The following is a 26122-nucleotide window of genomic DNA, read 5'->3' as shown; positions in this document are numbered from 1 at the left end:
CCTCAGCTAATGGTCTGCTTATACACATTATTAATTGTAATATTGCAGCCTAGAACATCTCTTGCAATTGAATCGGATTCAAGGAGTGTTACAGAATTAACCCCTGGTCGCGCTCCCGCAGCAGTTACCCAATGAACGCCTTCTGTTGGAATTCCAAAGGAGTATAAATTAGGATTAACTTTACCGTTTTTATCTATTAATCTATTTGGGGGGGGAGTCACTGCTAAACCTCCACTTTCAAAAATATAATTATTGTTCGTTGCAATCTTAAATTCTGAGGCTAGACCTGCTTTTAACATATTTGAGATTAAAATATTTTTACTTTGATTTATATTAACTGAGGGTAGTCTAGCATCAATTAGGTTCTTTGCATGAAATATCGAATCCTTAACACGGTTAGAGCTAATTTTAAAATCTTTATTTATAGGTGAAGTAGCTACAGTTGCTTCAGGTCCAACTAAAACTAAAATTCCGGCTCTTATTAATGCCCTCAATTCTTTGATTCTTTGAACAGGAGGGCCAATTGAAAGAAATGCGTTTAAAGGTGTATACCAATTGCGTAACTCTTCTTTATAAGATTCAGCATTTATTCCTCCATGATCAACAAGTATTCTTATTTCGTTTCGGATATCCCTTAAAACATCTAATGCGGCTTTTAGTGGACTGTTTTTATTACCCAGGTTTGCTTCGTTAATATCATTATGTAAGTAAGTATCTAACCAATTATGAAAGTCTGTTATTGAATTAAATTTTTTATCACCATAAGGACAACTAATTTTGTGCCAATCAAAAAATAGTTCTGATTTTACTCCAAAGTTGATTAAAAGATCCTTATGGTATTCTATGGCACAATTAACAAACTCGTAAAGGAACTGACAAGATTTTTCTATTCCATAGAGATTGCGAATTAAAGTTGTATAATAGATACTTTCAACTTCCAATTTTACGAAAGGCCATATCTCTTTTTTAAAGCTTAGGTTATTTTTATGTTTTAACTGCTCGATAACTTCATTTTTTAGAAATAGTGGGATATGTCTTTCTGAAGAACCTTTTTGATTTTGTCCCCTAGAGTGATAAGGTAAGCCTCGCCTAGAACCTGCAATTAATAAAGGTTCTTTACCAGAGGGAATGTAATTTAATTTGTCATTAATTTCTTCAAACTTTCCATCTCTCCCACTTGTTAAAAGTGACATGTAATCAAAAAAATTAAGGCCTAATCCCCTTATTATTACGGGAGTTTTAGGTTCTATTGAATCTAAATTAACATCTGCTGGATTGGATGGTGGGAAGTAATTTAGGTTGTTACTATTAGCAAACTCAAAGAAATGTTCTTCAGCTGAAGTTAATTTCTGATCTGAGTGCCCAGTTGTAAAGATAACCTTTTCAGCTTTAATTGGTGTTAAAGACTTATTAAGAAATAAAGTATAATCTTCATTGTTCGGATAGAGATTAATTAATGTGTCTTGAATTAAGTTAATCTTAATATTTGAGGGTAATTCTTCAAGAATAGTATTAAATGAATCTTTAAGATAATAGCCGTATAGAGCTCTTGTAGGGTAAGAGTTAGGTTCTAAGGAATAAATTTCTTCTGTAATAACGGTGGGCATATCTAAAGTGTCAATTTTATCCCTTAATTCATTTGCCCATTCTAATAGACTAGGCCCATTAACGATAGGACCCCGACACTGGACGCTATCATCAGTAAATAAAGTTATTTGCGAAGCCACTGTATTCATTAAAAGTTGAGGTGACTGGTCTGTTCTCCATACAGCTCCTCCTGGAGGATGTGGATCAATCAAAAAGATTTCATAAGATTCTGATTTTAATTCAGATAAAATATTAGAGACTATTCTTTCAAATACTGATATACCTCTTGGTCCTAAACCTACTATCGCGATTTTCATATACTCACACCTATCCTTTCTGCAAGATCTAATTTAATCCGTTATGTAAAACAACATAACTAGTAGGTGCAAAAAAAGTCAAGTGTAAAACTAAAAAAATAATTTACTAAAGGGTGTTTAAATTGGAATTTAAAGAGAAAATTAAGTTATTTCGAACGTTACATGATCAAAACAATCCATTAATGCTTCCAAATGCATGGGATGCATCAAGTGCTAAGATTTTTGAGAGAAACGATTTTCAAGCGATTGGGACTACTAGTGCTGGTATCGCAGCAACCTTAGGTTATCCAGATGGCGAGAAGATTCCTTTAGAGTTAATGTTAAATTCCATTAGTAATATCTCGAAAAATACCAAACTTCCTGTTTCAGCTGATATTGAAGGAGGATATGCCGCTAATATTTTTGATTTACGAAAAATATTAAACGAGTTAGAAAAATTTGAAGTGGTAGGTATAAATATAGAGGATGGGAGAGGTACGTATTTAAGAGAAATTAATGAGCAAAAGGTCATTTTAGACTTTATTAAAGCTTATTCGCCTCATCTTTTCATAAATGCAAGAATTGATAGTTTTTGGCTAGATATTGGCGATTTAAAAGATCGTATTAAGGATGTAATCGTTCGTGCAGAAGAATATAAAAAATCCGGAGCAGATTGTATTTTTATTCCTGGAGTTAAGGATATTGAGACAATAAAAGTACTTAGAGAAAATATAGAGTTACCTATAAATTTGCTTCAAAGTGAAAACTTAAATTCCATGCAAAACATAAAGACATTAAAAATTGAGAGAGTGAGTCTTGGATCTTCAGCTTTTAGGAATATTCTAACAAACCTTGATAAGATAAGCAGCACCTTTAAACAGGGAAAATTATTACATTCAAATGGAAACTTAACCTATCAAGACTTAAACTTGCTTATGGATTGATTTTTTACAGGTGAATAAACTACTAAAAATAGTTATTTCTACAATTTTCAAAAAAAAGTTTCTCAACCTTAAACTATCAGATTATTATGTAATTTCACTTTTTTGTGTGTTATGCTAGATTTATCAAATGTAGGAGGTGATTACATATGATCGTTAAAGTAAAAAAAGCTTCTAAAAAAGTAGTTGCTGCTAATGCACTTACTAATGTACCAGGTTAAGTCATTAAGAAGAACCGGATTTCCGGTTCTTCTTAATTTTTTAATTAATCAATTAATTAAGGAGATGTTATAAAATGAAACCAAAATTTAAAGAAACTATCCCTTATTTTTTCCTAAATAAAGAAATTCAAATTGGTGAAGAAGAAGGTTTAGCAGGTATAATTCCAGACCCTACTGGTAGCATCTCATTTCTAATAAATAAATTAGATGGCCAGAGAAACATTCCAAACATCGTTCAAGAAGTACAAAAAGAATTTCCTGATATTAGTTCAAATGAAATTATTGAGGCTATAAAAGTTTTAGGAAATGAAGGTTATTTAGAAGATAATTCAATTGTACCAGAACTCAATGATTACATCTTAGAAAGATATAAAGCGAATATAAATTATTTTTCACTATTCACGAAATTCGGAGAAGATAAATATAAAATTCAAGAAAAGATTTTAGAAACGCCTATTGCACTTCTTGGTGTAGGAGGACTTGGAACACAAGTACTGTATCATTTGGCAGCATTAGGATTTCATAATATAAAAGCTCTGGACTTTGATAATATTGAATTAAGTAATTTTAATAGACAGTTGCTTTATTCGGAATCAGATATAGGGAATAGTAAGGTTGAAATGGCTAAAAAGCGAATATCCCAATTCAACCCTAATGTGGATCTTCAAATTATAAATAAGAAAATAGAGTCACCTCAAGATGTGATTGAACATATTGAAGGAACTGAGCTTGTGATATGTGTTGCAGATAAGCCAACATTACATATTGCAAACTGGGTAAACGAAGGTGTGGTTAAATGTAATCTGCCAATGGTTTATGGTGGAGTATTAAATACTCGTGGTAGATTCTTTTCTATGATTCCTTCTAAGACAGGTTGTGTACAATGTCACATTAATTATGCAAGACAATTAAACGATAAACAAGACGAGCAATTAGAAGCTATGAATAACATGGAGTTTACTAGAAACAATGCTGCTATAAGTCCAAACGTAGCTATTGTAGCTGGAACAATTGTTAATGAAGCATTAAAAATTTTAACGCAGATTGCACAACCTATTTCTTTAGGGAAAGTTATGGAAGTGGACTTTTTAACCCTAGAAACTAATACTGTTTCTTCGTGGGAAAAAATGTTAGATTGTCCTCTCTGTGGTCAAGTAGTTAAAAGTGAAGTGAAGTGATTTGATATGCTACCTAAAGTTTTTTTTAATAAGAATTATGTAATACTTTTTTCTGGGATGACAATAAGTAAATTAGGAATGTGGTTCTTCACTATAGCAATTCCATTAATTGTTTATGATTTAACCCATTCTCCAAGTAAAATGGCCTTCGTACTAGCATTAGAGCTTGGAGCCCAAGTTATTTTTAGTTTAATAGGTGGGGCATTAGCAGACCAAATGTCTAAAAAGAAGATAATGATAATAGGAGACTATGCTTCAGCGCTTTTTGTACTCGTAGTTCCTATACTTTTTTTAAGTGGTTATAACAGCATAATAGTTATATATATTGCCGCTTTTACCTTATCTGCTTTAGCAGCTTTTCATCATCCTAGTTTTGAATCTGCAGTTCCTGAAATCTTATCTAAAGAGGATCTTATTCAAGGTAACTCATTCTTTAGACTAAGCGAAACGATTATTACATTCTTGGGACCCGCCGTAGCGGGGATTGCAATAGCGCTTTTTGGGAATTCGAATGTTTTATTAATAACAAGTGTGGCCTTCTTTTTATCAGGAACAATATTTTTATTTTTAAAATTTAGAGATTTTGCTGAAGAAGAGAAGAAACGCCCTGAATTAGTAAAACCTATTGTTGAAGGACTAAGATATGTCTTTGGAACGAAAATTATCTTAGTTGGTTCTCTAGTTATTTTTGGTATCAATATAGGATTTGGAGCTGTAGAATCTCTTTTTATGTATTACTTGAAAGATTATCTAGGCTTGAGTCCTATAAATATTGGATTAATTTTTTCATTACAGGCAATTGGACCAATTTTGGCTGTTTATTTTGCAAGTAAATTTAAACATATTCCAAGAGGAAATGTTATTATTTATTCAGGGATTGTTATAGGACTTGCCCAGATGCTCCTGTACTTCTCTCAATTCAGCTTAGTAATTTTAGTATTCTGTCAAATTTTTATTAAAGGATCAGTTACTTTATTAGCTATTAATTGGTTTACATTGCGACAAGAGACTGTACCTAGCAAGTTGCTCGGAAGAGTTATCAGTTCTACTAGAATGGTAGCATTTTTAGCTTTACCTTTTAGTGCTATGATAGCTGGCTTTTTGGCTGAGTCAATAAATGTTTTGTCAATCTTCTTAGTTGCAGGTGCTTTCGCGATAGTATCATCAATCGTAGGTGTAAGTCTTGGTTTATTTGATAGAAAAAGATTAGATAAGATTCAAAATGATACAGCATTGTAATTAGTTAAGTGTAAAGGGAGTTATTTTATGAACAAAATTGAACTAATAATTATGAATTCTAATGAAGTACGCCGGAGAAGTTTAAATTTATGGAGTTCTATTCCCAGTGAGGTTTTATTTCATAGGGTTGATTCATCTTCAATGACTATATTAGAACAAGTACGGCATGTTTTAGAAGCTGAATATTTATATCTTGAAATTTTAAAGACTAGAAAAAGTTTGCCCTATAGCGATGATGAACCAAATCCTTTCAATACACGCGATTTTTCAACCATTCAAGATGAGGTTGATTTTGCAAAACCTTATCGAAAAAATTTCTTAGATTTTATAATGGGATTAAATGAGGAAGATCTTGAAAATATAAAAATAGATCGCTCAGATGTAGGATATACTAGAAACCTTGGAGATATGTTAATGAGAATGGCGTATCATGAAGCCGTACATACAGGGCAATTATTAAGAGATATGAGGGCTTTAGGTTTAAAAAGACCTCATCTATGGGATTAAATTAAAAATGGTTATCCGTTAGCATTCTAAATAAATGTTTCTATTTCTGACGAGTTATACATGTTAAAATATATAACATGAGTATGTAGGGAGAAGAGTTATGAGCACTGAAGAGTTTTTAACAGATATTCATGAGCACACTCCGAGTTATAGACAGATAAAAATAGAAGCGTTGAGAAGATTTCCTAATGAACGTTTGCAAGTTATTGAATATATATAAGAAAATGCAAGTTTATACGATTATTTAATATGTTTGTTAGATATAACACAGAATGCTCTGGTGAATGAATCTGTACGCAAATCGGAAGGCGAGTTAAAGAAGTATGAGTTTACAGCAAGTGAATTAGAAATGTTGTTTAGTGGATTCTATGTTGCAGTTAGGCAATTGCCTGAGAACATTGGACCTAAAATTTATGAAGCTATTCGATGCAAAAGTGAAGACGTATTATTGAAGTGTTTAGAAGAATCAATAAGAGGGTCTGAAGAAAAGAAAAAAGAAAAAAGCGGATTTTAACATTGAAATTTATCGTACAAAGAATTGACACTTAAATCCCTCACAAACGTTACAGAAAGATATAAGACCTAAGTTGAAAGAAAAGTAAAAGGTCAATGGATATAGTTATATTGTGCAGTTGATTCAGAGGGTAATACAATTGATTTTTATCTAAGTAAATCAAGAGATAAACCAGCAGTCAAGCGCTTTTTCAAGAAAGCCTTGGCTTTTTCGCATGTTTCTAAACCTCGTGTGATAACAGTAGATAAGAACCCTGCCTATCCTGTAGAGATTCAAGTCATTTAAAACAGCAATCTCTATATTGAGTGGTGTCGAATCTATGCATATGATAAAAAACGGGCAACTTGTTTTACCGGACAAGTCTGTCCAAAATCAGAAAGAATTTATTCCTAAATGGTTTGGCTTAGCTTCATAAGATAGAAATGAAGAGAAAATTGCTATTCTATGTTTCCAACTAACATTTTTGCACCAGAACCGAATCTTCAACGAATTTACTATGTAACATGGCTAACACCTGCATCCTATTATTAAACGGTGTTCCAAATGCACTAACAATTAAGCTAATACCAGTTGCTAATGCTCCAACTACTAATTTCTTGAACATAATAAATCCCCCTTAATATTTTTTATAACTTGCACCTTAAATATATCACTTTTCTTATTTTGTAAATGTTTTGAATTTGTAGAAATGTTTATTTGAATCTTATTAATATTGGTAATTCATTTTATTAAGTGGAAAATAGAGGGATTTTTATAGGTATGTAAAAATACATAATAAATGAACCGAATATTATGATATACTCTCAAAGAGCTGATACAAAACTTCTTTAGATTGGAAAACTAAAGTCTTATCTACCCAATTGTGGGGGCGCCTTATGGCGTCTTTTTTTTATAAGAAACCTCCAAGCATTCATACACTTGAGGGTTTATCAATTGAAAGGTAGGGCTGTTTGGAGTTCCTTAAATTAAGAACAAAGCGGGATTATTCCTAAACCAATTAATAGAGCTGCAGCAAACGCTGGAATTGGCATAGGGATCTCGATACTTTCTACAACTAAGAAGTATTGTCCACTTACTACTTTAAAACAAACTAATTGCATTAATTAAGAGTTTTAGTGCACTACTCCTTGGAAGTTGATCTTGTAGCGCTCTTTCTCGTAATTCACTATGTTTTCCAAAGAAAATAGTGAAAGGCAAGGCGATGAATACATTTACAAAATGACAAAACTGTAAGAATACACGAATGTTTGTAAGAAAGTTCGATGTTTTCCTTTTTCTTTTTTTATTATAGTGAAAAAGAAGGACGAAATATTCTCTTATGTAGGAAAGGAAGATAATAATGATTGATCTATTAAATAAATGGATGTTAGAAAGTACAGGCAATTTCAATATCGTTGTAGGAATTACAGCACTTCTATTTTTGGGTTCAGTAATTGCACTTATTATTATTTACAAAAAAATTGGTAAACCAGATGAAAGCACAAATGCTATTTATTTAAAAATTACTTCTCGTATGTTTACTACTCAAATTCTAATGAATGCTATATTTATTTCTTTAGTTGGTAAAGATATTGAGAATTTCCGTCAAATCTTTATATTATTTGAAGCTTTTGTATTTTTTATTGGAGCTATTTATTCGTTTAAATTATATAGACAGGAATATAAATAATTTACTTGCAAGAAACAATAAAAAAACTGCACCCCAATTGTTAGACACAGTCTAACAATTGGAGGTGTAGTTTTTTTATGACTAAATTTACTTCAGAAGACAAAATGAATGCAGTAATACATTATCAAGATGGAAGTGAGAGTATAAAAGATATTGCGAAATCATTGGGAGCGAATCACGAAGTGGTTCGCATGTGGATAAAACAATTTGAATATCATGGAATCCAGGCCTTTGAAAAAGGCTATACAACGTATTCTGCACAGTATAAACTAGACGTACTAAATTATATGTTCGAAAATGGGACGTCTCCAAACGAAACGGCAGTCATTTTTAATATTTCTTCACCTGGACTTATTAGAAAATGGCGTATTCAGCTACATCAAAAAGGAGTAGACGCCCTTAAATCGAAGAAAAAGGGGCGTCAATCTATGACTAAGGACAATCAAAAATCAATTAAGAAACAAACACAAACAGAAGAGTCAGTAGAAGCATTACAAGCTGAATTGGAGCGTTTGCGTATGGAGAATGCTTATTTAAAAAAGTTGAATGCCTTAGTTCAAAACAAGGAAAAATCGCCAAACAAGATAAGGCGCAAGTAATCTATGAACTAAGGAAAGCATTTCCGGTGCAGGCACTTTTAAAATTAGCAGAACTCCCATGAAGTACATATTATTACTGGATACAGAATTCTAATCGACCAGATAAAGATAAAGAGCTAAAGATCCTTAATTCAAAACATTTACGATGAACACCAAGGTCGTTATGGATATCGCCGTATTCGCGATGAGTTAATGAACGAAGGACACAAAATCAACCATAAAAAAGTTCAACGAATTATGAAAGAGTTAGGTTTAAAGAGTCTAGTTCGTATGAAAAAATATCGCTCGTATAAAGGACAAGTAGGTAAGATTGCGCCAAATATTTTAGAACGTAATTTTAAAGCTGAAAAGCCGAACGAAAAATGGGTTACAGACATAACAGAATTTAAATTATGTGGCGAGAAGCTCTACTTATCACCGATGTTAGATCTATTTAATGGAGAGATAATCGCTTATACAATTGATTCAAGACCAACCTATTCACTTGTATCGAAGATGTTGGAGAAGTCTTTTCAACAATTGACAGAAGAAGACGAACTCCTTATTCACTCTGATCAAGGCTGGCATTATCAAATGAAGAAGTATCGTCATGCCCTAAAGGAACGCAAGATTACGCAAAGTATATCTCGTAAAGGGAACTGTTACGATAATGCGGTTATTGAAAGTTTCTTTGTTATTATGAAATCTGAATTTCTTTATCTAAAAGATTTTGAAAGCATAGAACACTTTAAACAAGAATTTGAAAAATATATCGATTATTATAATCACAAAAGAATTAAGGAAAAACTAAAAGGCATGAGTCCGGTACAATATCGAACTCATGCCCTAAAGGCTGCCTAATGAAACGACCTGTCTAACTTTATGGGGTCAGTTCATTTTGGTGGTCTTTTTTGCATAAAATCTTGTAAAGCAAGAAAAAGTAGAATATTAATATTCTAATATTCAATAGAAAGATAAATTGTTTAAAAGTTCAAAATAATACATTATAATATATTTAGTAAAATTAACCAATATATATTTTGCTCATTATGTATTAAAGGGGAAATGAAAATGGCTGGACAAATTCGTATGTCACCAGAGGAGCTTAAATCGAAAGCGGCTCGATATGGACAAGGTGCAAATCAAATTGAGGACATTTTAAGTCAACTACAAAACTTGCAAAATGAATTAAGAGGAGAATGGGAAGGTCGTGCTTTCGAAGGTTTTGATCAACAGTTCAATGAATTAAAGCCAAAAGTACAAAACTTTGCACAGCTATTACAAGAAATTAATATGCAGCTGAATAAAACTGCAGAAGCTGTTGCTTCTCATGATGAAGAATTATCACGTAATTTCGGTTTGAAATAAAAATTGTCATACTCTATATAACAAGCATTTCAAATGAGCCATACAGCTTATATTGTATGGCTCATTTAATTGCATGCCTAGAGCGAGTGATATTGATAGGGATATATATTTTATGAGATTTCTTTGATGCGTTTGGAAAACTTATAGAAAGGGTTTGAAAGAATGGGACAATTTCAAAGTAATTTACAAACAGCAACGCAAATTGCTACGAAAATGGGATCAGCCCCTGATAGGATTCAAAGTGCAACAACTCGTTCTATAACAAAGGCGACGCGTACAACATTATCTGTTAACTTCAAAGCACAAGAAGCGAATCAACAAATGTTAGACTTGACGAAACAATTTTCCGCTGCCTTTCAACAAGCGGTTGATAATATTCATTCGGTATCTAATGAATTTGAGAGAATGGATAACGAACTTCACAATACTTTTCGCTAATGTGACAACCTACGTAAAGTAAAATAGTAGGAGGAAAAAGATGAGTCAAGATATTGAAAAACAAATTAATCAAGTAAATCAAAAGTTACGAAGTGTATTTGAAGAACAAGACCGAAATCAATCTGCGATTCAAGCTCAAGAACAAGCGGAAGCAGATTTTTATGAATGTAGAAGTCGAAATCGTCGTTTGTTTGATCGAATTTTAGGAACTTGGCATGGTGATAGAGAAATGTCCCAGTTTTTTATGAATACGTATCAAGATGCACAACATATTGAACGAAAAGTCACATTTGAATTGGAAAACAAAAAAGAAACGTTGCTTAAAGAAAGACGAGACCTTAATGATTTAGAAAACGCCCTTTCCTATCAACAACAACAATTAACAAGGGAGGTCAATGCATGAGTTTAAATATGTATTTGGGAGAGGTACGAAGCCAAACTCAAAGCATGAATGCTGTATGTACCGCTACTATTCAAGGTATGGAACAAGCCATTCAGTCGATTGACGCTTTTGCAGTTGATACTGTTTTACAAGGGCAAACATATAGTAGTGCAAAAGCATTTTTTGTACAAACCTTTCGACCTTTGGCACAAGGAATCATTTATTTGTGTGAAGAATTAATCCGTCAAAATGATGCTTTTCCAAGTCAATTTCAATCACAAGTCGCTTCCACAGATGTAATTGAACAAGAGATATTAGAACAAATTCGGGAAATTGACCGAATGAAAACAAGTATGGAAGCTGTCAATCAAGCTATGCCAATGCCGGGTATGGATGCCATGGTAAATCTTTTTATTGTTATGAGGCAAAAACTGCAAGAAAAGCTGGATCATTTGTATCAATTCAATCAGAACTCTAGTAATAATTATAGTACAGCACTTCAATTAGCAGCTAGTATTGCTGCAGGTCTTGCGGAAGTTCAAAGTGGGAAAGGGTTTAGTCCTGCAAGTGGTACATTTAGTATGCAAGGGTTGAATATGGAATGGACAACTTCAATTCAAGCGATTACAGAAGAGAGGGCACGACAAGCTGCCAATTCAATTGAAGAAGGTGAAATGTGTGGTAAGCTACCAGAAAAATCTACTGGTGAAAAAATATGGGACGGTATTGTAGATGGTACGGGACAAGCAGTTAGCGATACAATAGACGGAATAAAAGCTTTAGGAGATTGGGAAACGTGGGAAAACATGGGGACCGCTGCTTTGCACCCTATTGATACCCTTAGTACGATGTATAATGCATTGTCAGATTCATTTATTAATGATGTAATAAATGGAGATGCAGAAAGTCGGGCAAAGTGGGGAAGTTATGCTTTAACACAAGTTGGATTAGGACTTATTGGTGATAAAGGATTAAGTAAAGTATCGAAGGTAGCAACTACTGCAAATCTAACAAAATTCTCAGAAGGTATTTCGTCTGTTTCGAATCATTTACCATTGAAAGAACGATTTGCATTCGCAGGTACTAGTGGCTTTGGTAGCAATCAGATAAAAACATTTGAAGTTTTACAAGAAGCCCGTGATACATTTATGTTTTCTGAAACTGGTGGAAGAAGTAGAGTTAAAGGTGTACAAGAAGTAATAAAAGATTATGCGGATAAAGTTCTTGATAGAGTTGAAGTGAAAAATGAGTATCCTGATTCGTATACAGCATCTAAAATATTACGTGAAGAACTTAAGGATGCAGGGATTGAACCACCCCCATATTCTAATGCAGCACATCATCTAACACCTTGGAATGATAGTAGGGCAGAAAAGGCACAAAAATTATTAAAGGAATTTGGGATAGACCATGATTCGGCGGCTAATGGAGTATTTTTACCTTATAAAGTTAATAAATACGTGACTACTGAAGTCTTACACATAGGAAAGCATAGTTCAGAGTATATACTTGAAGTAGAGAGAGTATTAAGTCTTGTTAAGAAACGGGGCGGTACTCAAGAAGATGCTGTTGACGCCTTACATGATATAAGAGAACGTTTATTGAATGGTGAATTAAAATTAAATAAACCGAAGAAAGAGTAATCTTATAATAGAAAAATAACAAAGGAGAGTAAAAATGAAAATTTGGGAATTAAAGAGTTCATTTGATGACTATGAATCCTTTCAACTATTGAACTTAGAAGAAGATTCTAAAAAGTATTTTGAAGGGAAAATTGACTCGGCAGTAAAAGCATCTGATTCATGGGGAGAAATACGTATTAAATGTGTAGAAGAAGGAAATCAAAGTGATTTGCCTCATTTTTGGGGAGAAGTTGGTACGCCAATGGTTAGTGGGAAAGCTAAAAAATTTTTAGAGTCTATACTTGGTGATAATGTAGAATTTCTTCCCCTAATTCATGATGTGACGGGAGAAGTGTATTATATAATTAACGTTTTAAATGCACTAGATGCTATTAACTATGAGAAAGCTATACTAAAGAAACTACGTTCTGGCTTAGTAATAGATTTCAAAAAATACGCATTCTTACCTAATATGGTTAAGAACCAAACAATATTTAAAGTTTACTTAAATGAAATATTACATATTCCTTCCGTTTTTGTATCAGATGAATTTAGAAATACAGTGTTAGAAAGTGATTTAAAAGGTTTTGAATTTATCGAGGTATGGGATTCAGAAGCAAACATGTAAAAGAAAGTCCTAAAATAATTGATAGGAGTTAGTGACATGGATGTAAAGGATTTAAAAATTCTAAGAATGTTAAACAATTATGAGGGAAATGAAAAAGAAATTTTTGAACTGATTCAAGCTGAAGCAATGGTGAAATTTATATGTGGAAAAATATGATTTTGGAAATTGGAGATATATTGAAAAGTGTTAATTATAAGCTGAATATACCCGCAACGGATACTGAAGTTCAAAGATTAAGAGAACATGTAAAAGAGAAATTTAATGTTGATTTACCGAGGGAATACGAAGAGTTTCTTAAAACTGTAAATGGTTTAGACTTTGATGGACTGGTACTTTACGGAGTTGATTCTTCTTTACTAGAAACAAAAAAAGATGAACATATTTGCGGTTTTATAGACACGAATGAGATTTGGTATGAAAATGAATTTCAAAAAGAGTATCTTTTCTTTGGCGATTCAAATATTGCGTGGTTTTGTAAGAGCTTATCAGACGGTACTTATTTAGAACTTGATAAACCATCAGGTACGGTAATGAACACATATAATGATTTTAATACAATGCTTGAGGAAGCGTTAAAAATAACCCTTCTTTAATAGGGGGTATTAAAAATTATGTTTAATTTTTTAAAAGAATATGTTGTAGCAGACAGAAGTGTCCGTTCTAAACAAAAACCTATTTTCTATCCTATATATCAAGATGAGATAGATGAGGCAGAAAGCTTATTACAAATGGAACTTCCAAAAGAACTGAAACGCTTTTATCAAGAAATAGGTTGTGGTTTTTTTAAGTCTGATACAAGAACGTTTTTCAACAGATTTATGGACCCGATTTCAGTTGCAGATTTCCGTTTAAGGCAAGATATTTATGAATATAATCCAAACCTAGATGATGATTCATTAGTGTTTTTTGAAGTAACAGAACTTAACTTTTTAACAATTAAATTTAAAGAGGAAAATGAATTAGGTCAATGTCCTACTTACTCTGAAGATGAGAAAATAGCGGATTCTTTAGAAGAATTTTTAATTAAAATGGATGAAAATCCTGACTATTATATTTAATCTTTTTAAGACTTGCATTAAGGTGTAGCATTTGAAAAATATCTAATCATGAGTAAAAAAGCTTATGTATAACCTGCATAAGCTTTTTTAATGTCCATAATAGGTAAAAAGTATCAAAAACATTCACCATTAAATCACTTGAAAGTTTAAAGCGACTCCTAAATTAGAAAATCATATTAAAAATATAGATCCCTCTGTTCCAAGAAGGAGAGGGAGAGGGAGAGGGAGAGGTATTGATGGAGCACACAACAGTGAAGAGTTCTTTAAAAACAATATTAAAAATAGTCAGTGAATCACCTTCAAAAATTCTAGGTGTAAAAACAGTAGAATACAATATGCCTAAGTTAAATATGGATGGCACCCCTACAGGAGAGTATGGAAATAAAGTATTCACAAACAACATTTATGATCCTAAAATTATAAGTGATAAGGAATTTATTAACCGTGGAATTGAAGCAGCTAATGACGCTAAATTAAAAACCAGTGATGGAGTTCTTTCGAGAGAAGGGGCGGGTGTTGACGGTAAAGAAATAACTTGGAGAGGATACCATAAAGGTGGAGAAATCTCTTCTTTTTTTCCAGAATAAATTAAAGATATACGAGGAGAGATATGTATGCAAAGAGAATTTAGATTAAAAGATGAGGATTTACTAGATTTAACCCATTTTCCTATACAAGCAGTGTTTAATATGGTAGATGATGAAAGATTTTTAAAGGTAATCAATTCAGTTTGTGAAGGAGTAGGATTTGGAGAGGAATATGGCGCATGTACTTTTCCAGGAGATTTGGATGAGTATGATATTGCCAATGGAGATTCATTTGAAGGGGTAGAATTTGTATTATACAGTGGTGATGAGGTAATAATTGATTATCAAACATTTTATCATTATTTAAAAAAATGTGTGAGGATTATTCAAAAAAGTATCCAAACACAATTAAGAGATTAGAAGACAGTCTTAACAAATTTATTGAATTATACAATATTAATAGGTAGAGACTATTTATAACTTATCCAAAATTATTATAAAAGGTAGAATGTTTCATGATTAGAATTGATTATATGCTAATATTCAATAGAAAGATTTGATGTTTGAAAATTCGCGACAAAATCTCATAATATGTTTAGTAAAATTAACCGATTCATATTTTACTCATTATGTATTAAAGGGGAAATGAAAAAAACTTGGTCAACAGTAGCAGGGTGGTTTAATTAACATGAAAAAAAGTATAAATTTTAATAAAAAAGTTTTTGAATACTATATGACTCTTTATGCTGTAAATGATATAAGATCGACTATAATTACTCTTGTGATTGGGTGCAATAGGTTTGAAAGGTAGTGTTGGAAAAGAAACTGGTATAACAGTTCCTGTTTTAGAGGGGTTTACTGTGGGAAGTAGTTTTAAATTTGAAAAATCTGAGGAGAAAAAATGATATGAAAACACCAGCGTATAAACCATTATATATTTTAGTTTATGTCGTAATATCCGTATCTATTATAGGGTTAATGATTACTCCATCCAACAATTGGTGGGAAAAGTTGTTAGGAACTATCGTTCTCATTCTTTTGGGAGCAGGTTTAATATGTTTTTTAAAATTCGGAAGGTGGGCGCAAGAGAAATTTTATGATAAATTTACAAAAAAACGGGATTAATATAAGACTGGAGTAATTAAGATATGCGTACAATAAATAGTTTACTGTATGTATTATGTTTATATTGTTAATTGGGGCTTCTTCTACTATACGGTTAGAAGATAAAATTTTACTTATAGGTTTGCTGCTAATTTGCAATGTTATTGCATACTTTACAGTAGAGTATATCTATAAACGTATAGACAATAAGAAAAAATAGTAGATTTATAATTCGGAAAATTCATTTAATATTTAGGAGGAAAAATTATCAATGAAACTATTACCAAATGGTTGGTTTTACAGTAGCACAAGCCGGGATAGAACAAGAGAATATTAAAGGATTTGGAATAGGATCTGAAGCTACTCTAGTAAAATATGAGAGTGCTATAAAAATTCCTATTCCATTTATGGATAAAAGGTTACAAATTGGGGGATCAGCATCGCTTGGAACACTCGGGGAATCTTTTGAAGCTGGAAAAAGTGGATTCAAATTCCATGCACCATTTGGTCCTGATGTAGGTTTATGGGGATTTGGTTTAGAAGTTAATGTTAAGGAATAAAGGAGATAAGTAGCATGAATAAAAAAGTGAAACAATTTAAATATTTTATGATTATATTAGCTTGTATTGCAATTTTTGGTACAATTTTACCTAATGCATTGGATCCAAATGAAACATTAGCAGGTAACATTTCGGTTGCAGTTTTTGGTACAATTGGTACTTGTTTGTTGTTTTCTATCACTTATTTCCTTATAAAAAAGGCTATTTTAAGAAGGGGAAACTAAGATGGTACAAAATTTAGAGTTAGAACTACTTCCAATAGGTTCGGTTGTGAAATTTAAAACATGGGAGCAACCTTTGATGATATATGGTAGAAAACAGGAAGATTCAAAAACTAAGGAAACTTGGGATTATGTGGCTTGTTATTATCCTATTGGAAATGTTTCAACTGAATATAATATGTTTTTTAACCATGAATATATATCAGAAGTTATTTTTACTGGTTACATAAATGAGGATGAAATTAAGTTGCGTGAAGATTTGAAATAATAATTTGAAATTTATAACTATAATAAAACATATATATCTTAATGGATATAATTTTTTATTATAGTTATTTTTATAAGTTTAATGGTGAAAATTTTATTGGGAATAGAAGGGGTAATGATAGTGGGAATTTTTAAAAATACAATTTTATTTGTTTTGTGTTTAGTAATTCTTAGTGGTTGTTTTACAAGAGAGGGAACTATTGTTGGTGGTAAAGTTCATGGTTCTTCAGATAGTGTATCAGGTAGTATATCTGGAGATTATAGAAAATTTACTGGATCTGCAACTCAAGATAGGAAAGTTAAAAAAGATGAGAATTGGATTTTTTCTTTTGATGATAAAACTAAACAAGGAACTATAATTGCTTATGTTGTGGATTCAAATGATAATACAATACTAGAGTTTAATAGTGGCGAAGGCGAAAAAAATATTAAAGTGCCTAAGGATGATACATATAAGGTTAAAATTAAAACGGAAGAACATGGTGGGGAATTTCGAATATCATGGAAAAAAGAAAAATAGTTTTTGGATTGAAAAAAGCATCTAAAGATAGAAGCTTTTTTTAGTCTTTAATTAAATAGTTTTGAATCTGTATTCTGGTGAAATATATAGTAGTCATGTTTTTTAAGTAGAGAATCAGCTCCAATTTAATTCAAAGAATTATTAAGTAATGTTTTTAAATCTGATTGTATATCAAATTTTTCTTTATGTTGATCATATATGATTAGATATACAAATTATCTAGTATATTATCTTTTTCTTCCTTATTGATGCCAATATATTTTAGTGTAATTTATGAGGTGCTATGATTGAGTATTTCTTACAACATAGCGAAATCTTTTGTTTATTTATAGAACCAATAGCCGAAGGTTTTGCACATGGTGCGAGTCCCAATAGATTCGATACCAGAAAACTCTCCGGCTTTTTGAAATTTTTGATAAGCCTAGATTTTATTAATGGGTTGATCTTCTTTTCGAGAAGGGAATAATATTTCACAGAAGGTGTAAAATGGGATGTTGATTTAGATGGTGATGGTGAAGATAATAGTATTAAGGATAGGGTGAAAACGGGTTCGAAAAAAGCTTGGTCAACAGTTGCGGGGTGGTTTAATTCACATGAAAAAAAATACAGATTTTAATAAAAAAGCTTTTGAATATTATATGGCTCTTTATGCTGTAAATGATATAAGATCGACTATAATTACTCTTGTGATTGGGATAGCAGATATATTTGTGCTTTTACCTGCTTTTGCGAATCCTGTTCAACCGATATATATGTACATAATAGTTCCACCAGTTGCTTTTTTAAATGTATGGGCAATATGGATTGTTATAAATCCTAGGAAGCGGCAATTACAATACACTCTATTTCGTGGGGTATTTGGCATCGTATGTTCAGTAGGATTATTAATTATAACCCAAAAGTTTGCATATGGAATGTTAGGATTACAAACTCCTATCTATTTTATTTTTTCGGTTGGTTTGTATATTTTTGCTTTGCATTATTATTATAAAAATCATATTAAAAAACTTCAGGAATCAATCAAAAAATCAAAATCATCGAAAAAAAACTCTAGTTTTGGAGTAGTGGTTTTTGTAGGATTGGGTCAACTCATTGCTAATATCAGTCTTGGTTTTGCAACACAAAAGATGGTAGCAATTGTATTAATGTGTGTATATTCCATGCTTTCGTTTATGTTGTTTCATTTCATTATGGAACTCCATAGGTATTATTATTTAAGGAAGCATATAGAAGATGGGGGTAGAACACATGAAACCTTTTAAAGAGGTTTATTGAATTTTAAGTATTGTGATTTATGGAAGGAAACAAAAACTTATGGTTAAAGAACCTGTGATGTATGACTATATTGGCTGTTTTTATCCAGAAGGAGGAAAGCTGATATGCAAGCATTTAAAGTTGGGAAATTAGTCACATTCGTTGCAATTATAATACTTCTTGTAGTTGCTATTTTATCTCCTTACAACTTATTTAAAAAGATTTATTTTATTATTGGTGTTCTTATTATTGGCGCAATTTCACTTGGTACAAATAAATTCTTTGAACTGATACACAGTAAATTTAATAAGAAATGATATTACTTATGTGATAAAGAAATTCCCCTCTAAATCCTTAATGGTTTAGAGGGGAATTTCTACAATATGATTTTACTGGATTACGTGGAACTAAATTAGTCCATCACCATATTGGTGGTGGTCAAGCTGTTGGTGTTCCGCTGCCACTACATCCTGGTTTTGGAGGGATTCATAACGCAGAAAAATCGATTGGAGCATGGGGGAAAAGATGCAGGATATGTAGAAATGCTTCAGAAATTTATTGAACATCATACATTAGGCGGTAAATAAAAAAATGAAAAATGAAATGAAAAATTGTTTTGATAAAATAATTAGAGAGTGGCAAGATTGTAATAATTCATTGCCAAAATCTTTATGGATAGAAGAAGCAGAGGCTTTTATCTATGAAGGAGAACCAGATATAGAGGGATACGTATTCTGGAAATCGTTAGAAAAAAATATAATTCATGATTTTTCTAATATAGAAAAAGATTTGGGGATACAATTATATAATTCAATTAAAGAATATTATAATTCTTATTGGTTTTTAGACTTAGGAGGTAATTATTTAGGTTATGATTTTGAATTAAATTCTGTTATACCAGGAATTGAACTGCATGATTTTTATGTATCTTTACAAGGGTACCAAGGCGCACATGATAATCAACTGAATAATATTCCTATTGGTATGGAATTCAATGGTCTCTTGGTAGTTGTAGATAATGAAAATGGACAAGTAAAATTAGAAGATTATGAAAGCCGGAGCTTCGAAGTAATCTGTGATAGTTTAGCAGAATTAATTTTAAATCTTTCATAATCAGGAACCTGGTCGAATACAACTTGTAGATTATCAGATACATCACGATACTGGTCATACAGGTGGATATAAAATTTGAGGAAAAGATAGGGCGGTTTATAATTATGAACAACATTACATGGATTAATGTAAGTGAGAAAAAAGTTACAGATGAACAAATTGAACAATTAGAAGAGTACTTTGGTATTAAATTTCCTAATGATTTTATTGAGTGTGTAAAGAAATATGATGGTGGCTATCCTACTCCAGATACATTCAATATTCCTAATCGGGATGAAGATTCACTTAATAACCTTTTATCCTTAGACTCTGAGAGAAAAATTTCTATGCTGCAAACATATAATAGTATAAAAGATAGATTGGTAGATAAAGTATATCCTTTTGCTAGAGACCCGTTTGGTAACCTTCTATGCTTTGATTACCGAAATAATCCTCAGTCACCAACAGTCGTATTTTGGGACCATGAGGAAGAAGAAATGGAAGAATCAATCTATCCTGTTTGTTCATCTTTTGCAGAATTACTTGATAGCTTATATGAGTTTGAAGACGAGGACGAATAATTAATTATGAGTAACAAAAGTAAGACTTATGTGAATTACGCATAAGTCTTTTTAATATTATCTCAAAGTTAAGAAGATTGAGGGGGGAAATTCTCATGAATCTAGGGGGGCTAGTTTAAAAGAAATTAAAAGACAATTAAATATACCTAGATTTCAACACCCGATTAGTCAAAAAATGGTACCATTAACAGATAGTAATGGTAAAAGGATATTAAATGATAATAAACAGCCTATTATAACTCGAGAATTTACATATGAAGTAAAAGGTCAATCAAGATCATTCAGAGGGTCATAAGTTTGGAGAAGGTGGAATTGGAGATCAGTCACCGCATCATAATGTAAGACCTGAATACAATACACGAACAGGACAGGTAGATCGTATGGAGGATCATTATTATTTTGAGAAGAGAAATAAAAAATAGGAAGTATAAAAATGATTGATCAATTTAAATTTTTAAATCCACAAGCGTTAATTAGTATTTTTGGGAAAATACCAAAGTTTGAAGAATCAGAGTTATTAGATGTGCGTCTTAAAAGAGATGGTCCTACTTTAGTTATTCAATTGATGACAAAGGAAAATGTTGAAAACAAGCCAAAAAGATGGGATAAGTGGGATGTAATTTATGTAGAGATATCTTTCTTTACTATTCATAATTTAACAATAAAAGGTTTAGGGACAGAAAATATAATTGATTATTTTGAAATAAATACGATAGAAGAAGGTTTATTAAGAATTAAGTGTAAGAATCAAATGTTAGTTGAGTGCTCGTTTGAATGGGCGAAGGTAGAAGGAGTAATCCCAGGCTTAATAGGATTACCGTAATTTTGATGGGAAGTAGATAGTTAATTTTTATAATATTCATATTTTAATGTTTTGGGGTTAAATAAGGAATGTATAAAGGACATTTGAAACGTTGATAGTGTTGCAAACATATGAAGCGGAAATTACTAAAATTAAGATACCTAATTATATACCTGTATTAGGTGATTATGATATAAGTTCCAAAGGTGAGATTGTAATAGGTGGGTATGGTTATAGATTCCGCAGGAGTTTCATTTAAGTTTGAGAAGGAAGCGAGATAATAGAATGCGAAAATTTTCAAAAATAGTTATATGTGTTGGTGCGTTAATAATGATTATACTAGGCATGATTGTACATGATACATGGAAGGATAGGATTTATTTTTCTTTAGCTGTACTTTTTGTTACCGTACTTTCTTTACTATGGAATATAGTTGCTCATAATATTATGGATAAATTTAGGGGGAGAGAATGAATAGTTATGAAACTTTTACTGATTGGAACAGTAGCGGGGTGGTTTAATTAACATGAAAAAAAGTCTAGATTTTAATAAGAAAGCTTTTGCACATTATATGGCTCTTTATCCTGTAAATGAAATAAGAGTCCACGTAATTGGTCTTGTCCTTTTGGGGGCAGATGTGTTTGTTCTTTTGCCTGCTTTTGCGAATCCTTTTCGATTACTCTATGTATATATAGTAACTCCTCCAGTTATTTTTTTAAATTTGTGGGCGATATGGATTGCTATCAATCCTCGGAAACGACAGTTACAATACACTCTATTTCGAGGAGTATATGGCGCCATATGTTCAGTCGGATTATTAGTTATAACTCAAAAATATGCTTATGAAGTGTTACAATTACAAACTCCCATCTATTTTATTCTTTCATTTGGTTTGTATAGTTTCGCTTTGTATCATTTTTATAAAAATCATATTGAAAAGCTTCAGGAACCAAGAAAAAAATCAAAATCATCGAAAGGAACTGGTGGTGTAAAAGTAGCAGCTATTGCAGCGGGATTGGGGCAGTTAATTGCTAATATAATTCTTAGCATTGCAACACAACAGATGGGGGCAATTGTATTTATGTCTGCATGCACAGTGTTTTCGTTTGCTTTGTTTTATATGATTATAGAACTCCATAAGTATTATTATTTACGTAAGCATATAGAAGATGGAGGGAAAATACGTATAGGCTTTTAAAGAGGATTTGTTGCATTTCAAGTGTATAATTGCATTCTTCTTATGGAAGCCATTTACGAGGCTTATAGCAATAAAAGATGTATAAGTGGAAGATTATATTGTGGTAAAACATCTCAAGGAATGGAAATTAGGTTTGTTCTTATTGATGATAAGATTATAGCTGTTTATCCCGTGTATTAAAGAATGTGAGGTACTCAAAAATGAAAGTAACTAATCAGCCCATAGTTAAAAATGTAAGAAAATATAGAGGTAATTGCTAAGAAGCACTCCCCCTAAGTTTCAGATGAAATTAAATGATTGAATATTTACATTTAAATAATCGACTATTTATGCTTTAATATTTATATGTACATAATTGGGATAATTAGGGATTTACATTTAATATGTTTTAAGAAAGGGGAATGTTTTTTATATGGAAACTCCAGAAAATCAATTTAAACGTGCGCTTAATCCTTGGTTCTCCATTTGGACAAAACCACGTGATACAATGAAAGAAATTTTTATATCCAAACCAAAGAATGTGTTTTTACTCATTTTACTAGGCTCATTCGTACAGACTTTAGATCGAGCATCTTCTAAAAATATGGGGGATTCAATAAGTAGTCCAGTTTCAATAATCTCAATGGTTATATTCGGTACCTTCGTTGCTTTCTTAATTTATTATTTTTTGCTACCAGCGTTATTTAATTGGGTGGCAAAAAAACTTGGTGGACAAGGTACCTTTGAGAAAACACGTTACTCAGTTGCCTATTCTTATATCCCTTACGTTTACTCTCTTATATTAGTTTGGGTGCCTTCATTTTTCTTGTTTGGGATAGAAAACTTTACGAGTGAGACACCGAAAATGGAGAGTAGCATAACTTTAACGATTTTGTTTCTTATTTTTGCCATAATTGATATAGTTATTGGAATTTGGACAATCATTATTTCCTTAAAATGTTTAGGAGAAGCACACCAATTTTCAGCATGGAAAGCATTATTAACAATAATAATATCCTTTATGATTATCATTCTTCCTTTAGTAATAATAGTATTTCTTATAGTAGGGGTTACAACTTTTTAATCATTTATTTGCCTCTTATTTATCCAAATGTTTTCTACGCGCTGTTAGTAATTGTTACAGGGTGAACAACCACATGATTCGGATGTTCCACTTGGCGAAGCGTATGACCTTTATGATCAAATTGATCGCCCGTTACGGCCTGTTTTTCTTATTATTAGTGTTAACAGGAATTTGTGAAGGCAAACTTGAAAATCAAAATATTAAACCATTAAAATCTTAGGGTAGCTGAGTAGATTGTCTTTGTTTGTCCCTTATTTTCCAATTGGAGGCTAATTATTACCAATTGGTTCTGTAGCTCTTATAGAAGAAATTAATCAACCTCTTATGATTTATGGAAGAAAGCAACAACAAGCTGATAATAAATTATGCGATTATGTTTCTTGTCCATATCCTCATGGTAATTTATCAAAAGAATATAATGTGTTTTTTAATCATAATCAAATAATTCATTTATTATTTAAGGGTTTCGAAACAGAGGATGAATTAGAATTAAGAAGTAAATTATCTGAGTTTTAGTGGAAATGGAGAAAATATAATATAGTTTTAGGAATTTCATATTCTGATATTTTTCGTATCATAATTATTGTTTTGGTTTTTTCATTTTTTGGAGATTGAATACTTGGTATAATAAAAAATATAATGTTCCTAAGGTTTTTCAATGGTTTCCTAGAAGATGGGGAAAAAGAAAAGTTTCAGAGCATTTGTCTCAACTAGATAAAAAGTTAGAAGCTGAAGGTAAAGGTATCTGGGTTACAATCTATGCTATAGATTTGTACATTGTAACTATTCCTTGTACAGTAAAAAAATATAAATCTTAATACATATATGTTTATAAAAAAAGACCTTTTATTTTAAAATAAAAGGTCTTTTTTATGATGATTGAAATAGTAATTTTAAGTGAATTAAATTTGAAATGTATCAAGAATATTATCTTTTTCTTCTTTATTAATTCCAATATATTTCAGGGGGATGTGTGGTGTGCTATGGTTAAGAATTTCTTGTAACATAGCAACATCTTTTGTTTGTTTATAGAACCAATAGCCGAAGGTTTTTCGCATGGTGTGAGTACCAATGGATTCTACATTGGCAAAATCTCCGGCTTTTTGCAATTGTCGATAATACGTGTTTTTTCGTCATACAAAAACCCCTACATATAAGTAGAGGTTTTTAAATTATATCTTAATGAATTATGCTTTTTTAGATAAAGCAAATCGAGTTCAGGTAAACGAAGAACATAGAATACATAATTTTAACTAGATTTATTATTAACTAAACTATCCCCACCACCAAGCTCCGCCTCAATCTGCGAAGTTTTCGATGACTCATCCATACGCCAATATGTGATAAAGCTGATAGCGATACATCCAGCTACGTAGAAGTAGAATAGTGATTCCATCCCGATACTCTTTAGCCATAGTGCGATGAACTCAGCTGTTCCGCCAAATATCGCAACAGTTAGTGCATATGGTAAACCTACGCCAAGTGCGCGAATTTCAGTTGGGAAGAGTTCTGCTTTTACAATTGCGTTAATGGAAGTGTAACCAGTAACGATAATAAGGCCGACCATCATGAGTAAGAATGCTACGATTGGTTCTGTCGTTTTTTCCATAAAGAAGAAGATCGGTGCTGTTAGTAACGTTCCGAGAATACCGAATGCCATTAATAGTGGGCGGCGTCCAATTTTATCGGATAGTAGCCCTGCAATTGGTTGAAGTACGACGAAAATAAGTAGTGCGATAAAGTTAATCCAGCTTACAACTTCTTTCGGAAGACCGACTGTGTTTACCATGAATTTTTGTAAATATGTTGTGTACGTGTAGAATGCGACAGTACCTCCTAATGTTAGGCCGACTACTGTTAATACTGCTTTCGGGTGTTTCATAAGCGCACGAACGGTTCCTGCACTTTCGCGTTTTTGCGACTTTATGTTTGCGAACTGTTCTGATTCATCCATCGTGCGGCGAAGCCATAATACAGCTACTGCGCCCATCGCTCCAATAATGAACGGAATACGCCAGCCCCAAGCTTTCATATCTGGTTCGCTTAGCAATTGCTGAAGAACAATTTGAACGCCTAACGCAACCATTTGCCCAGCAACGAGCGTTACATATTGGAAACTTGAATAAAAGCCACGGCGTCCACTACTAGCCATTTCAGATAAATACGTTGCGGAAGTTCCATACTCTCCGCCAAGTGATAATCCTTGTAGTAAACGGGCAAGAACTAAAATAATTGGTGCCATGATCCCGATGCTTTCGTAACTCGGTGTACAGGCGATAATTAAAGAACCACCGGCCATAACCGTAATGGAAAGAGTTAATGCTGCCCGGCGTCCGTGCCGATCTGCATATCGTCCCATTAGCAAACTGCCGATAGGGCGCATTAAAAATCCAACTGCGAAAATAGCTGCTGTGTTCAGTAATTGACTCGTTGGATCACCTTTAGGAAAGAACTCTGCTGAAAAATAAACAGCAAAAGCAGAGTAAACGTACCAGTCGTACCATTCAATTAAATTGCCGACAGAACCTTTAAAGATATTGCCGGCGACTCGGTTAGATTTTGCTTGAGCCATACTAATTCCTCCTCTTGCTTAGTAATAAAAGGTATATATGAAAGCGTGTTCATTGTATTTGAATTGTACTGTTCTTTATTTTAAATCTCAATATTATGACAATTTTATTCTTTTTGTACTTTATGTACATGGATA

Annotated in this window: 33 protein-coding genes and 9 pseudogenes; 35 read left to right on the top strand and 7 right to left on the bottom strand. The window is 32.1% G+C overall.

All coding sequences use genetic code 11. The annotated features are described in order from the left end of the window. Nucleotides 1-2: 2 nt before the first annotated feature. The gene (locus N2V92_RS02820) at nucleotides 3-1904 is read right to left on the bottom strand and encodes an FAD/NAD(P)-binding protein (protein WP_016078038.1); all 1902 of its coding nucleotides are present in this window, start codon (nucleotides 1902-1904) and stop codon (nucleotides 3-5) included. A 122-nt stretch (nucleotides 1905-2026) separates the two neighbouring features. Between N2V92_RS02820 and N2V92_RS02815 the strand changes: the two genes are divergently transcribed. The 6 genes and pseudogenes from N2V92_RS02815 to N2V92_RS02790 form a co-directional block, all read left to right on the top strand. Next, nucleotides 2027-2827 carry an isocitrate lyase/PEP mutase family protein gene (locus tag N2V92_RS02815; RefSeq protein ID WP_000394562.1) on the top strand — a complete coding sequence of 267 codons (801 nt, stop codon included), beginning with the start codon at nucleotides 2027-2029 and terminating at the stop codon, nucleotides 2825-2827. Between the two features lie 292 nt (nucleotides 2828-3119). After that, nucleotides 3120-4223, top strand: coding sequence for a HesA/MoeB/ThiF family protein (locus N2V92_RS02810; protein ID WP_000802788.1), 1104 nt, complete (start codon nucleotides 3120-3122; stop codon nucleotides 4221-4223). 6 nt (nucleotides 4224-4229) lie between these two features. Continuing rightward, complete coding sequence (locus N2V92_RS02805; RefSeq protein ID WP_000937088.1) at nucleotides 4230-5462, top strand: MFS transporter; 1233 nt, start codon at nucleotides 4230-4232, stop codon at nucleotides 5460-5462. A gap of 27 nt (nucleotides 5463-5489) precedes the next feature. Next, nucleotides 5490-5969, top strand: coding sequence for a DinB family protein (locus N2V92_RS02800; protein WP_001033112.1), 480 nt, complete (start codon nucleotides 5490-5492; stop codon nucleotides 5967-5969). Between the two features lie 280 nt (nucleotides 5970-6249). Then, nucleotides 6250-6483, top strand: a complete 234-nt coding sequence (locus tag N2V92_RS02795; protein WP_001005923.1) for a hypothetical protein — start codon at nucleotides 6250-6252, stop codon at nucleotides 6481-6483. Between the two features lie 81 nt (nucleotides 6484-6564). Continuing rightward, a pseudogene (locus N2V92_RS02790) lies at nucleotides 6565-6898 on the top strand (DDE-type integrase/transposase/recombinase); the annotation flags it as partial. A gap of 39 nt (nucleotides 6899-6937) precedes the next feature. On the opposite strand, the gene N2V92_RS02785 reads toward N2V92_RS02790, so the two are convergent. The 3 genes and pseudogenes from N2V92_RS02785 to N2V92_RS29975 form a co-directional block, all read right to left on the bottom strand. Then, complete coding sequence (locus N2V92_RS02785) at nucleotides 6938-7087, bottom strand: hypothetical protein (RefSeq protein ID WP_000473828.1); 150 nt, start codon at nucleotides 7085-7087, stop codon at nucleotides 6938-6940. A gap of 361 nt (nucleotides 7088-7448) precedes the next feature. Then, nucleotides 7449-7583: a hypothetical protein gene (locus N2V92_RS02780; protein WP_001177698.1), complete on the bottom strand. Its 135-nt coding sequence runs from the start codon at nucleotides 7581-7583 to the stop codon at nucleotides 7449-7451. Then, nucleotides 7567-7683, bottom strand: a pseudogene (locus tag N2V92_RS29975) (transposase); the annotation flags it as partial. The pseudogene N2V92_RS29975 and the gene N2V92_RS02780, both read right to left, overlap by 17 nt. A gap of 139 nt (nucleotides 7684-7822) precedes the next feature. Between N2V92_RS29975 and N2V92_RS02775 the strand changes: the two are divergent. From N2V92_RS02775 to N2V92_RS02700, 16 genes and pseudogenes are all read left to right on the top strand, one after another. After that, entirely contained in the window at nucleotides 7823-8152 is a 330-nt protein-coding gene (locus N2V92_RS02775) for a hypothetical protein (RefSeq protein WP_000566275.1), read from the top strand. Between the two features lie 77 nt (nucleotides 8153-8229). Then, a pseudogene (locus N2V92_RS02770) lies at nucleotides 8230-9591 on the top strand (IS3 family transposase). Nucleotides 9592-9801: 210 nt separating this feature from the next. Beyond that, a complete protein-coding gene (locus tag N2V92_RS02765) occupies nucleotides 9802-10098 on the top strand; it encodes a WXG100 family type VII secretion target (RefSeq protein ID WP_000918588.1) in 297 nt (98 codons plus the stop codon). Between the two features lie 162 nt (nucleotides 10099-10260). Further along, complete coding sequence (locus N2V92_RS02760) at nucleotides 10261-10536, top strand: TIGR04197 family type VII secretion effector (RefSeq protein WP_000529663.1); 276 nt, start codon at nucleotides 10261-10263, stop codon at nucleotides 10534-10536. A 40-nt stretch (nucleotides 10537-10576) separates the two neighbouring features. Then, a complete protein-coding gene (locus N2V92_RS02755; RefSeq protein ID WP_000076127.1) occupies nucleotides 10577-10939 on the top strand; it encodes a DUF3958 family protein in 363 nt (120 codons plus the stop codon). After that, a complete protein-coding gene (locus tag N2V92_RS02750) occupies nucleotides 10936-12561 on the top strand; it encodes an AHH domain-containing protein (protein WP_016078036.1) in 1626 nt (541 codons plus the stop codon). Before N2V92_RS02755 ends, N2V92_RS02750 begins: the two co-directional genes overlap by 4 nt. 34 nt (nucleotides 12562-12595) lie before the next feature. Beyond that, nucleotides 12596-13168 carry an imm11 family protein gene (locus N2V92_RS02745; RefSeq protein ID WP_000707085.1) on the top strand — a complete coding sequence of 191 codons (573 nt, stop codon included), beginning with the start codon at nucleotides 12596-12598 and terminating at the stop codon, nucleotides 13166-13168. Nucleotides 13169-13308: 140 nt separating this feature from the next. After that, nucleotides 13309-13761, top strand: coding sequence for a YrhA family protein (locus N2V92_RS02740; RefSeq protein ID WP_000265800.1), 453 nt, complete (start codon nucleotides 13309-13311; stop codon nucleotides 13759-13761). 18 nt (nucleotides 13762-13779) lie between these two features. After that, nucleotides 13780-14226, top strand: a complete 447-nt coding sequence (locus N2V92_RS02735; protein ID WP_000481679.1) for an SMI1/KNR4 family protein — start codon at nucleotides 13780-13782, stop codon at nucleotides 14224-14226. Nucleotides 14227-14462: 236 nt separating this feature from the next. Then, nucleotides 14463-14813 carry a CdiA family toxin C-terminal domain-containing protein gene (locus tag N2V92_RS02730; protein WP_001999206.1) on the top strand — a complete coding sequence of 117 codons (351 nt, stop codon included), beginning with the start codon at nucleotides 14463-14465 and terminating at the stop codon, nucleotides 14811-14813. Nucleotides 14814-14840: 27 nt separating this feature from the next. Beyond that, nucleotides 14841-15220: pseudogene (gene cdiI, locus N2V92_RS02725) on the top strand (ribonuclease toxin immunity protein CdiI). Nucleotides 15221-15659: 439 nt separating this feature from the next. Further along, entirely contained in the window at nucleotides 15660-15878 is a 219-nt protein-coding gene (locus N2V92_RS02720) for a hypothetical protein (protein ID WP_016078034.1), read from the top strand. A 266-nt stretch (nucleotides 15879-16144) separates the two neighbouring features. Next, a complete protein-coding gene (locus tag N2V92_RS02715; protein WP_016078033.1) occupies nucleotides 16145-16417 on the top strand; it encodes a hypothetical protein in 273 nt (90 codons plus the stop codon). 14 nt (nucleotides 16418-16431) lie between these two features. Further along, the gene (locus N2V92_RS02710) at nucleotides 16432-16641 is read left to right on the top strand and encodes a hypothetical protein (RefSeq protein ID WP_001036924.1); all 210 of its coding nucleotides are present in this window, start codon (nucleotides 16432-16434) and stop codon (nucleotides 16639-16641) included. Nucleotide 16642: 1 nt separating this feature from the next. After that, the gene (locus N2V92_RS02705) at nucleotides 16643-16906 is read left to right on the top strand and encodes a DUF4176 domain-containing protein (RefSeq protein WP_000250495.1); all 264 of its coding nucleotides are present in this window, start codon (nucleotides 16643-16645) and stop codon (nucleotides 16904-16906) included. 81 nt (nucleotides 16907-16987) lie between these two features. Next, the gene (locus N2V92_RS02700) at nucleotides 16988-17425 is read left to right on the top strand and encodes a hypothetical protein (protein WP_170264977.1); all 438 of its coding nucleotides are present in this window, start codon (nucleotides 16988-16990) and stop codon (nucleotides 17423-17425) included. Between the two features lie 202 nt (nucleotides 17426-17627). On the opposite strand, the pseudogene N2V92_RS02695 reads toward N2V92_RS02700, so the two are convergent. Continuing rightward, nucleotides 17628-17891: pseudogene (locus N2V92_RS02695) on the bottom strand (tyrosine-type recombinase/integrase); the annotation flags it as partial. A 127-nt stretch (nucleotides 17892-18018) separates the two neighbouring features. Between N2V92_RS02695 and N2V92_RS02690 the strand changes: the two are divergent. The 13 genes and pseudogenes from N2V92_RS02690 to N2V92_RS02630 all read left to right on the top strand — a co-directional run bounded on the left by N2V92_RS02690 (nucleotide 18019) and on the right by N2V92_RS02630 (nucleotide 24233). Next, nucleotides 18019-18687, top strand: a complete 669-nt coding sequence (locus N2V92_RS02690; protein ID WP_016078032.1) for a hypothetical protein — start codon at nucleotides 18019-18021, stop codon at nucleotides 18685-18687. Between the two features lie 13 nt (nucleotides 18688-18700). Beyond that, nucleotides 18701-18793 (top strand): annotated as a pseudogene (locus N2V92_RS02685) (DUF4176 domain-containing protein); the annotation flags it as partial. Between the two features lie 11 nt (nucleotides 18794-18804). Next, on the top strand, nucleotides 18805-18996 hold the full coding sequence (locus N2V92_RS02680) for a hypothetical protein (protein WP_001147554.1): 192 nt from the start codon (nucleotides 18805-18807) through the stop codon (nucleotides 18994-18996). 104 nt (nucleotides 18997-19100) lie between these two features. Beyond that, a pseudogene (locus N2V92_RS02675) lies at nucleotides 19101-19241 on the top strand (hypothetical protein); the annotation flags it as partial. A 29-nt stretch (nucleotides 19242-19270) separates the two neighbouring features. After that, nucleotides 19271-19792, top strand: a complete 522-nt coding sequence (locus tag N2V92_RS02670) for a SecY-interacting protein Syd (protein ID WP_016078031.1) — start codon at nucleotides 19271-19273, stop codon at nucleotides 19790-19792. Next, nucleotides 19788-19871, top strand: a pseudogene (locus N2V92_RS02665) (HNH endonuclease); the annotation flags it as partial. The gene N2V92_RS02670 and the pseudogene N2V92_RS02665, both read left to right, overlap by 5 nt. 25 nt (nucleotides 19872-19896) lie before the next feature. Next, complete coding sequence (locus N2V92_RS02660) at nucleotides 19897-20352, top strand: SMI1/KNR4 family protein (protein WP_016078030.1); 456 nt, start codon at nucleotides 19897-19899, stop codon at nucleotides 20350-20352. Between the two features lie 311 nt (nucleotides 20353-20663). Next, nucleotides 20664-20774: an HNH/endonuclease VII fold putative polymorphic toxin gene (locus N2V92_RS02655; RefSeq protein ID WP_223697817.1), complete on the top strand. Its 111-nt coding sequence runs from the start codon at nucleotides 20664-20666 to the stop codon at nucleotides 20772-20774. Between the two features lie 11 nt (nucleotides 20775-20785). Continuing rightward, the gene (locus N2V92_RS02650; protein WP_016078029.1) at nucleotides 20786-21175 is read left to right on the top strand and encodes an immunity 50 family protein; all 390 of its coding nucleotides are present in this window, start codon (nucleotides 20786-20788) and stop codon (nucleotides 21173-21175) included. A 505-nt stretch (nucleotides 21176-21680) separates the two neighbouring features. Then, nucleotides 21681-22352 (top strand): hypothetical protein, encoded by a 672-nt coding sequence (locus N2V92_RS02645; RefSeq protein ID WP_042597218.1) that lies wholly within the window; start codon nucleotides 21681-21683, stop codon nucleotides 22350-22352. A 412-nt stretch (nucleotides 22353-22764) separates the two neighbouring features. Further along, nucleotides 22765-23415 (top strand): Yip1 family protein, encoded by a 651-nt coding sequence (locus N2V92_RS02640; protein ID WP_000449726.1) that lies wholly within the window; start codon nucleotides 22765-22767, stop codon nucleotides 23413-23415. Nucleotides 23416-23697: 282 nt separating this feature from the next. After that, nucleotides 23698-23931, top strand: coding sequence for a DUF4176 domain-containing protein (locus tag N2V92_RS02635; protein WP_073990571.1), 234 nt, complete (start codon nucleotides 23698-23700; stop codon nucleotides 23929-23931). Between the two features lie 95 nt (nucleotides 23932-24026). Then, nucleotides 24027-24233 carry a hypothetical protein gene (locus N2V92_RS02630; RefSeq protein ID WP_001999199.1) on the top strand — a complete coding sequence of 69 codons (207 nt, stop codon included), beginning with the start codon at nucleotides 24027-24029 and terminating at the stop codon, nucleotides 24231-24233. Between the two features lie 84 nt (nucleotides 24234-24317). Here N2V92_RS02630 and N2V92_RS02625 read toward each other — a convergent pair. Continuing rightward, nucleotides 24318-24533 (bottom strand): annotated as a pseudogene (locus tag N2V92_RS02625) (tyrosine-type recombinase/integrase); the annotation flags it as partial. Nucleotides 24534-24664: 131 nt separating this feature from the next. Then, nucleotides 24665-25987: an MFS transporter gene (locus N2V92_RS02620; RefSeq protein ID WP_042597221.1), complete on the bottom strand. Its 1323-nt coding sequence runs from the start codon at nucleotides 25985-25987 to the stop codon at nucleotides 24665-24667. Between the last annotated feature and the right edge of the window lie 135 nt (nucleotides 25988-26122).

Source organism: Bacillus sp. CH_48, assembly GCF_038008465.1.
Lineage (GTDB): Bacteria > Bacillota > Bacilli > Bacillales > Bacillaceae_G > Bacillus_A > Bacillus_A thuringiensis_S.
This window is presented reverse-complemented; position numbering and strand designations above follow the sequence as displayed.

Bases quoted from the DNA above. Each gene is read 5' to 3' on its own strand.
- N2V92_RS02760 (WP_000529663.1), top strand. From the start codon at position 10,261: ATGGGACAATTTCAAAGTAATTTACAAACAGCAACGCAAATTGCTACG.
- N2V92_RS02670 (WP_016078031.1), top strand. From the start codon at position 19,271: ATGAAAAATGAAATGAAAAATTGTTTTGATAAAATAATTAGAGAGTGG.
- N2V92_RS02710 (WP_001036924.1), top strand. From the start codon at position 16,432: ATGAATAAAAAAGTGAAACAATTTAAATATTTTATGATTATATTAGCT.
- N2V92_RS02805 (WP_000937088.1), top strand. From the start codon at position 4,230: ATGCTACCTAAAGTTTTTTTTAATAAGAATTATGTAATACTTTTTTCT.
- N2V92_RS02800 (WP_001033112.1), top strand. From the start codon at position 5,490: ATGAACAAAATTGAACTAATAATTATGAATTCTAATGAAGTACGCCGG.
- N2V92_RS02645 (WP_042597218.1), top strand. From the start codon at position 21,681: ATGAAAAAAAGTCTAGATTTTAATAAGAAAGCTTTTGCACATTATATG.
- N2V92_RS02640 (WP_000449726.1), top strand. From the start codon at position 22,765: ATGGAAACTCCAGAAAATCAATTTAAACGTGCGCTTAATCCTTGGTTC.
- N2V92_RS02750 (WP_016078036.1), top strand. From the start codon at position 10,936: ATGAGTTTAAATATGTATTTGGGAGAGGTACGAAGCCAAACTCAAAGC.
- N2V92_RS02690 (WP_016078032.1), top strand. From the start codon at position 18,019: ATGAAAAAAAATACAGATTTTAATAAAAAAGCTTTTGAATATTATATG.
- N2V92_RS02720 (WP_016078034.1), top strand. From the start codon at position 15,660: ATGAAAACACCAGCGTATAAACCATTATATATTTTAGTTTATGTCGTA.
- N2V92_RS02620 (WP_042597221.1), bottom strand. From the start codon at position 25,987: ATGGCTCAAGCAAAATCTAACCGAGTCGCCGGCAATATCTTTAAAGGT.
- N2V92_RS02660 (WP_016078030.1), top strand. From the start codon at position 19,897: ATGAACAACATTACATGGATTAATGTAAGTGAGAAAAAAGTTACAGAT.
- N2V92_RS02735 (WP_000481679.1), top strand. From the start codon at position 13,780: ATGTTTAATTTTTTAAAAGAATATGTTGTAGCAGACAGAAGTGTCCGT.
- N2V92_RS02705 (WP_000250495.1), top strand. From the start codon at position 16,643: ATGGTACAAAATTTAGAGTTAGAACTACTTCCAATAGGTTCGGTTGTG.
- N2V92_RS02745 (WP_000707085.1), top strand. From the start codon at position 12,596: ATGAAAATTTGGGAATTAAAGAGTTCATTTGATGACTATGAATCCTTT.
- N2V92_RS02780 (WP_001177698.1), bottom strand. From the start codon at position 7,583: ATGCAATTAGTTTGTTTTAAAGTAGTAAGTGGACAATACTTCTTAGTT.
- N2V92_RS02700 (WP_170264977.1), top strand. From the start codon at position 16,988: ATGGTGAAAATTTTATTGGGAATAGAAGGGGTAATGATAGTGGGAATT.
- N2V92_RS02650 (WP_016078029.1), top strand. From the start codon at position 20,786: ATGATTGATCAATTTAAATTTTTAAATCCACAAGCGTTAATTAGTATT.
- N2V92_RS02730 (WP_001999206.1), top strand. From the start codon at position 14,463: ATGGAGCACACAACAGTGAAGAGTTCTTTAAAAACAATATTAAAAATA.
- N2V92_RS02755 (WP_000076127.1), top strand. From the start codon at position 10,577: ATGAGTCAAGATATTGAAAAACAAATTAATCAAGTAAATCAAAAGTTA.
- N2V92_RS02740 (WP_000265800.1), top strand. From the start codon at position 13,309: ATGTGGAAAAATATGATTTTGGAAATTGGAGATATATTGAAAAGTGTT.
- N2V92_RS02785 (WP_000473828.1), bottom strand. From the start codon at position 7,087: ATGTTCAAGAAATTAGTAGTTGGAGCATTAGCAACTGGTATTAGCTTA.
- N2V92_RS02820 (WP_016078038.1), bottom strand. From the start codon at position 1,904: ATGAAAATCGCGATAGTAGGTTTAGGACCAAGAGGTATATCAGTATTT.
- N2V92_RS02680 (WP_001147554.1), top strand. From the start codon at position 18,805: ATGCAAGCATTTAAAGTTGGGAAATTAGTCACATTCGTTGCAATTATA.
- N2V92_RS02715 (WP_016078033.1), top strand. From the start codon at position 16,145: ATGGTTGGTTTTACAGTAGCACAAGCCGGGATAGAACAAGAGAATATT.
- N2V92_RS02765 (WP_000918588.1), top strand. From the start codon at position 9,802: ATGGCTGGACAAATTCGTATGTCACCAGAGGAGCTTAAATCGAAAGCG.
- N2V92_RS02810 (WP_000802788.1), top strand. From the start codon at position 3,120: ATGAAACCAAAATTTAAAGAAACTATCCCTTATTTTTTCCTAAATAAA.
- N2V92_RS02775 (WP_000566275.1), top strand. From the start codon at position 7,823: ATGATTGATCTATTAAATAAATGGATGTTAGAAAGTACAGGCAATTTC.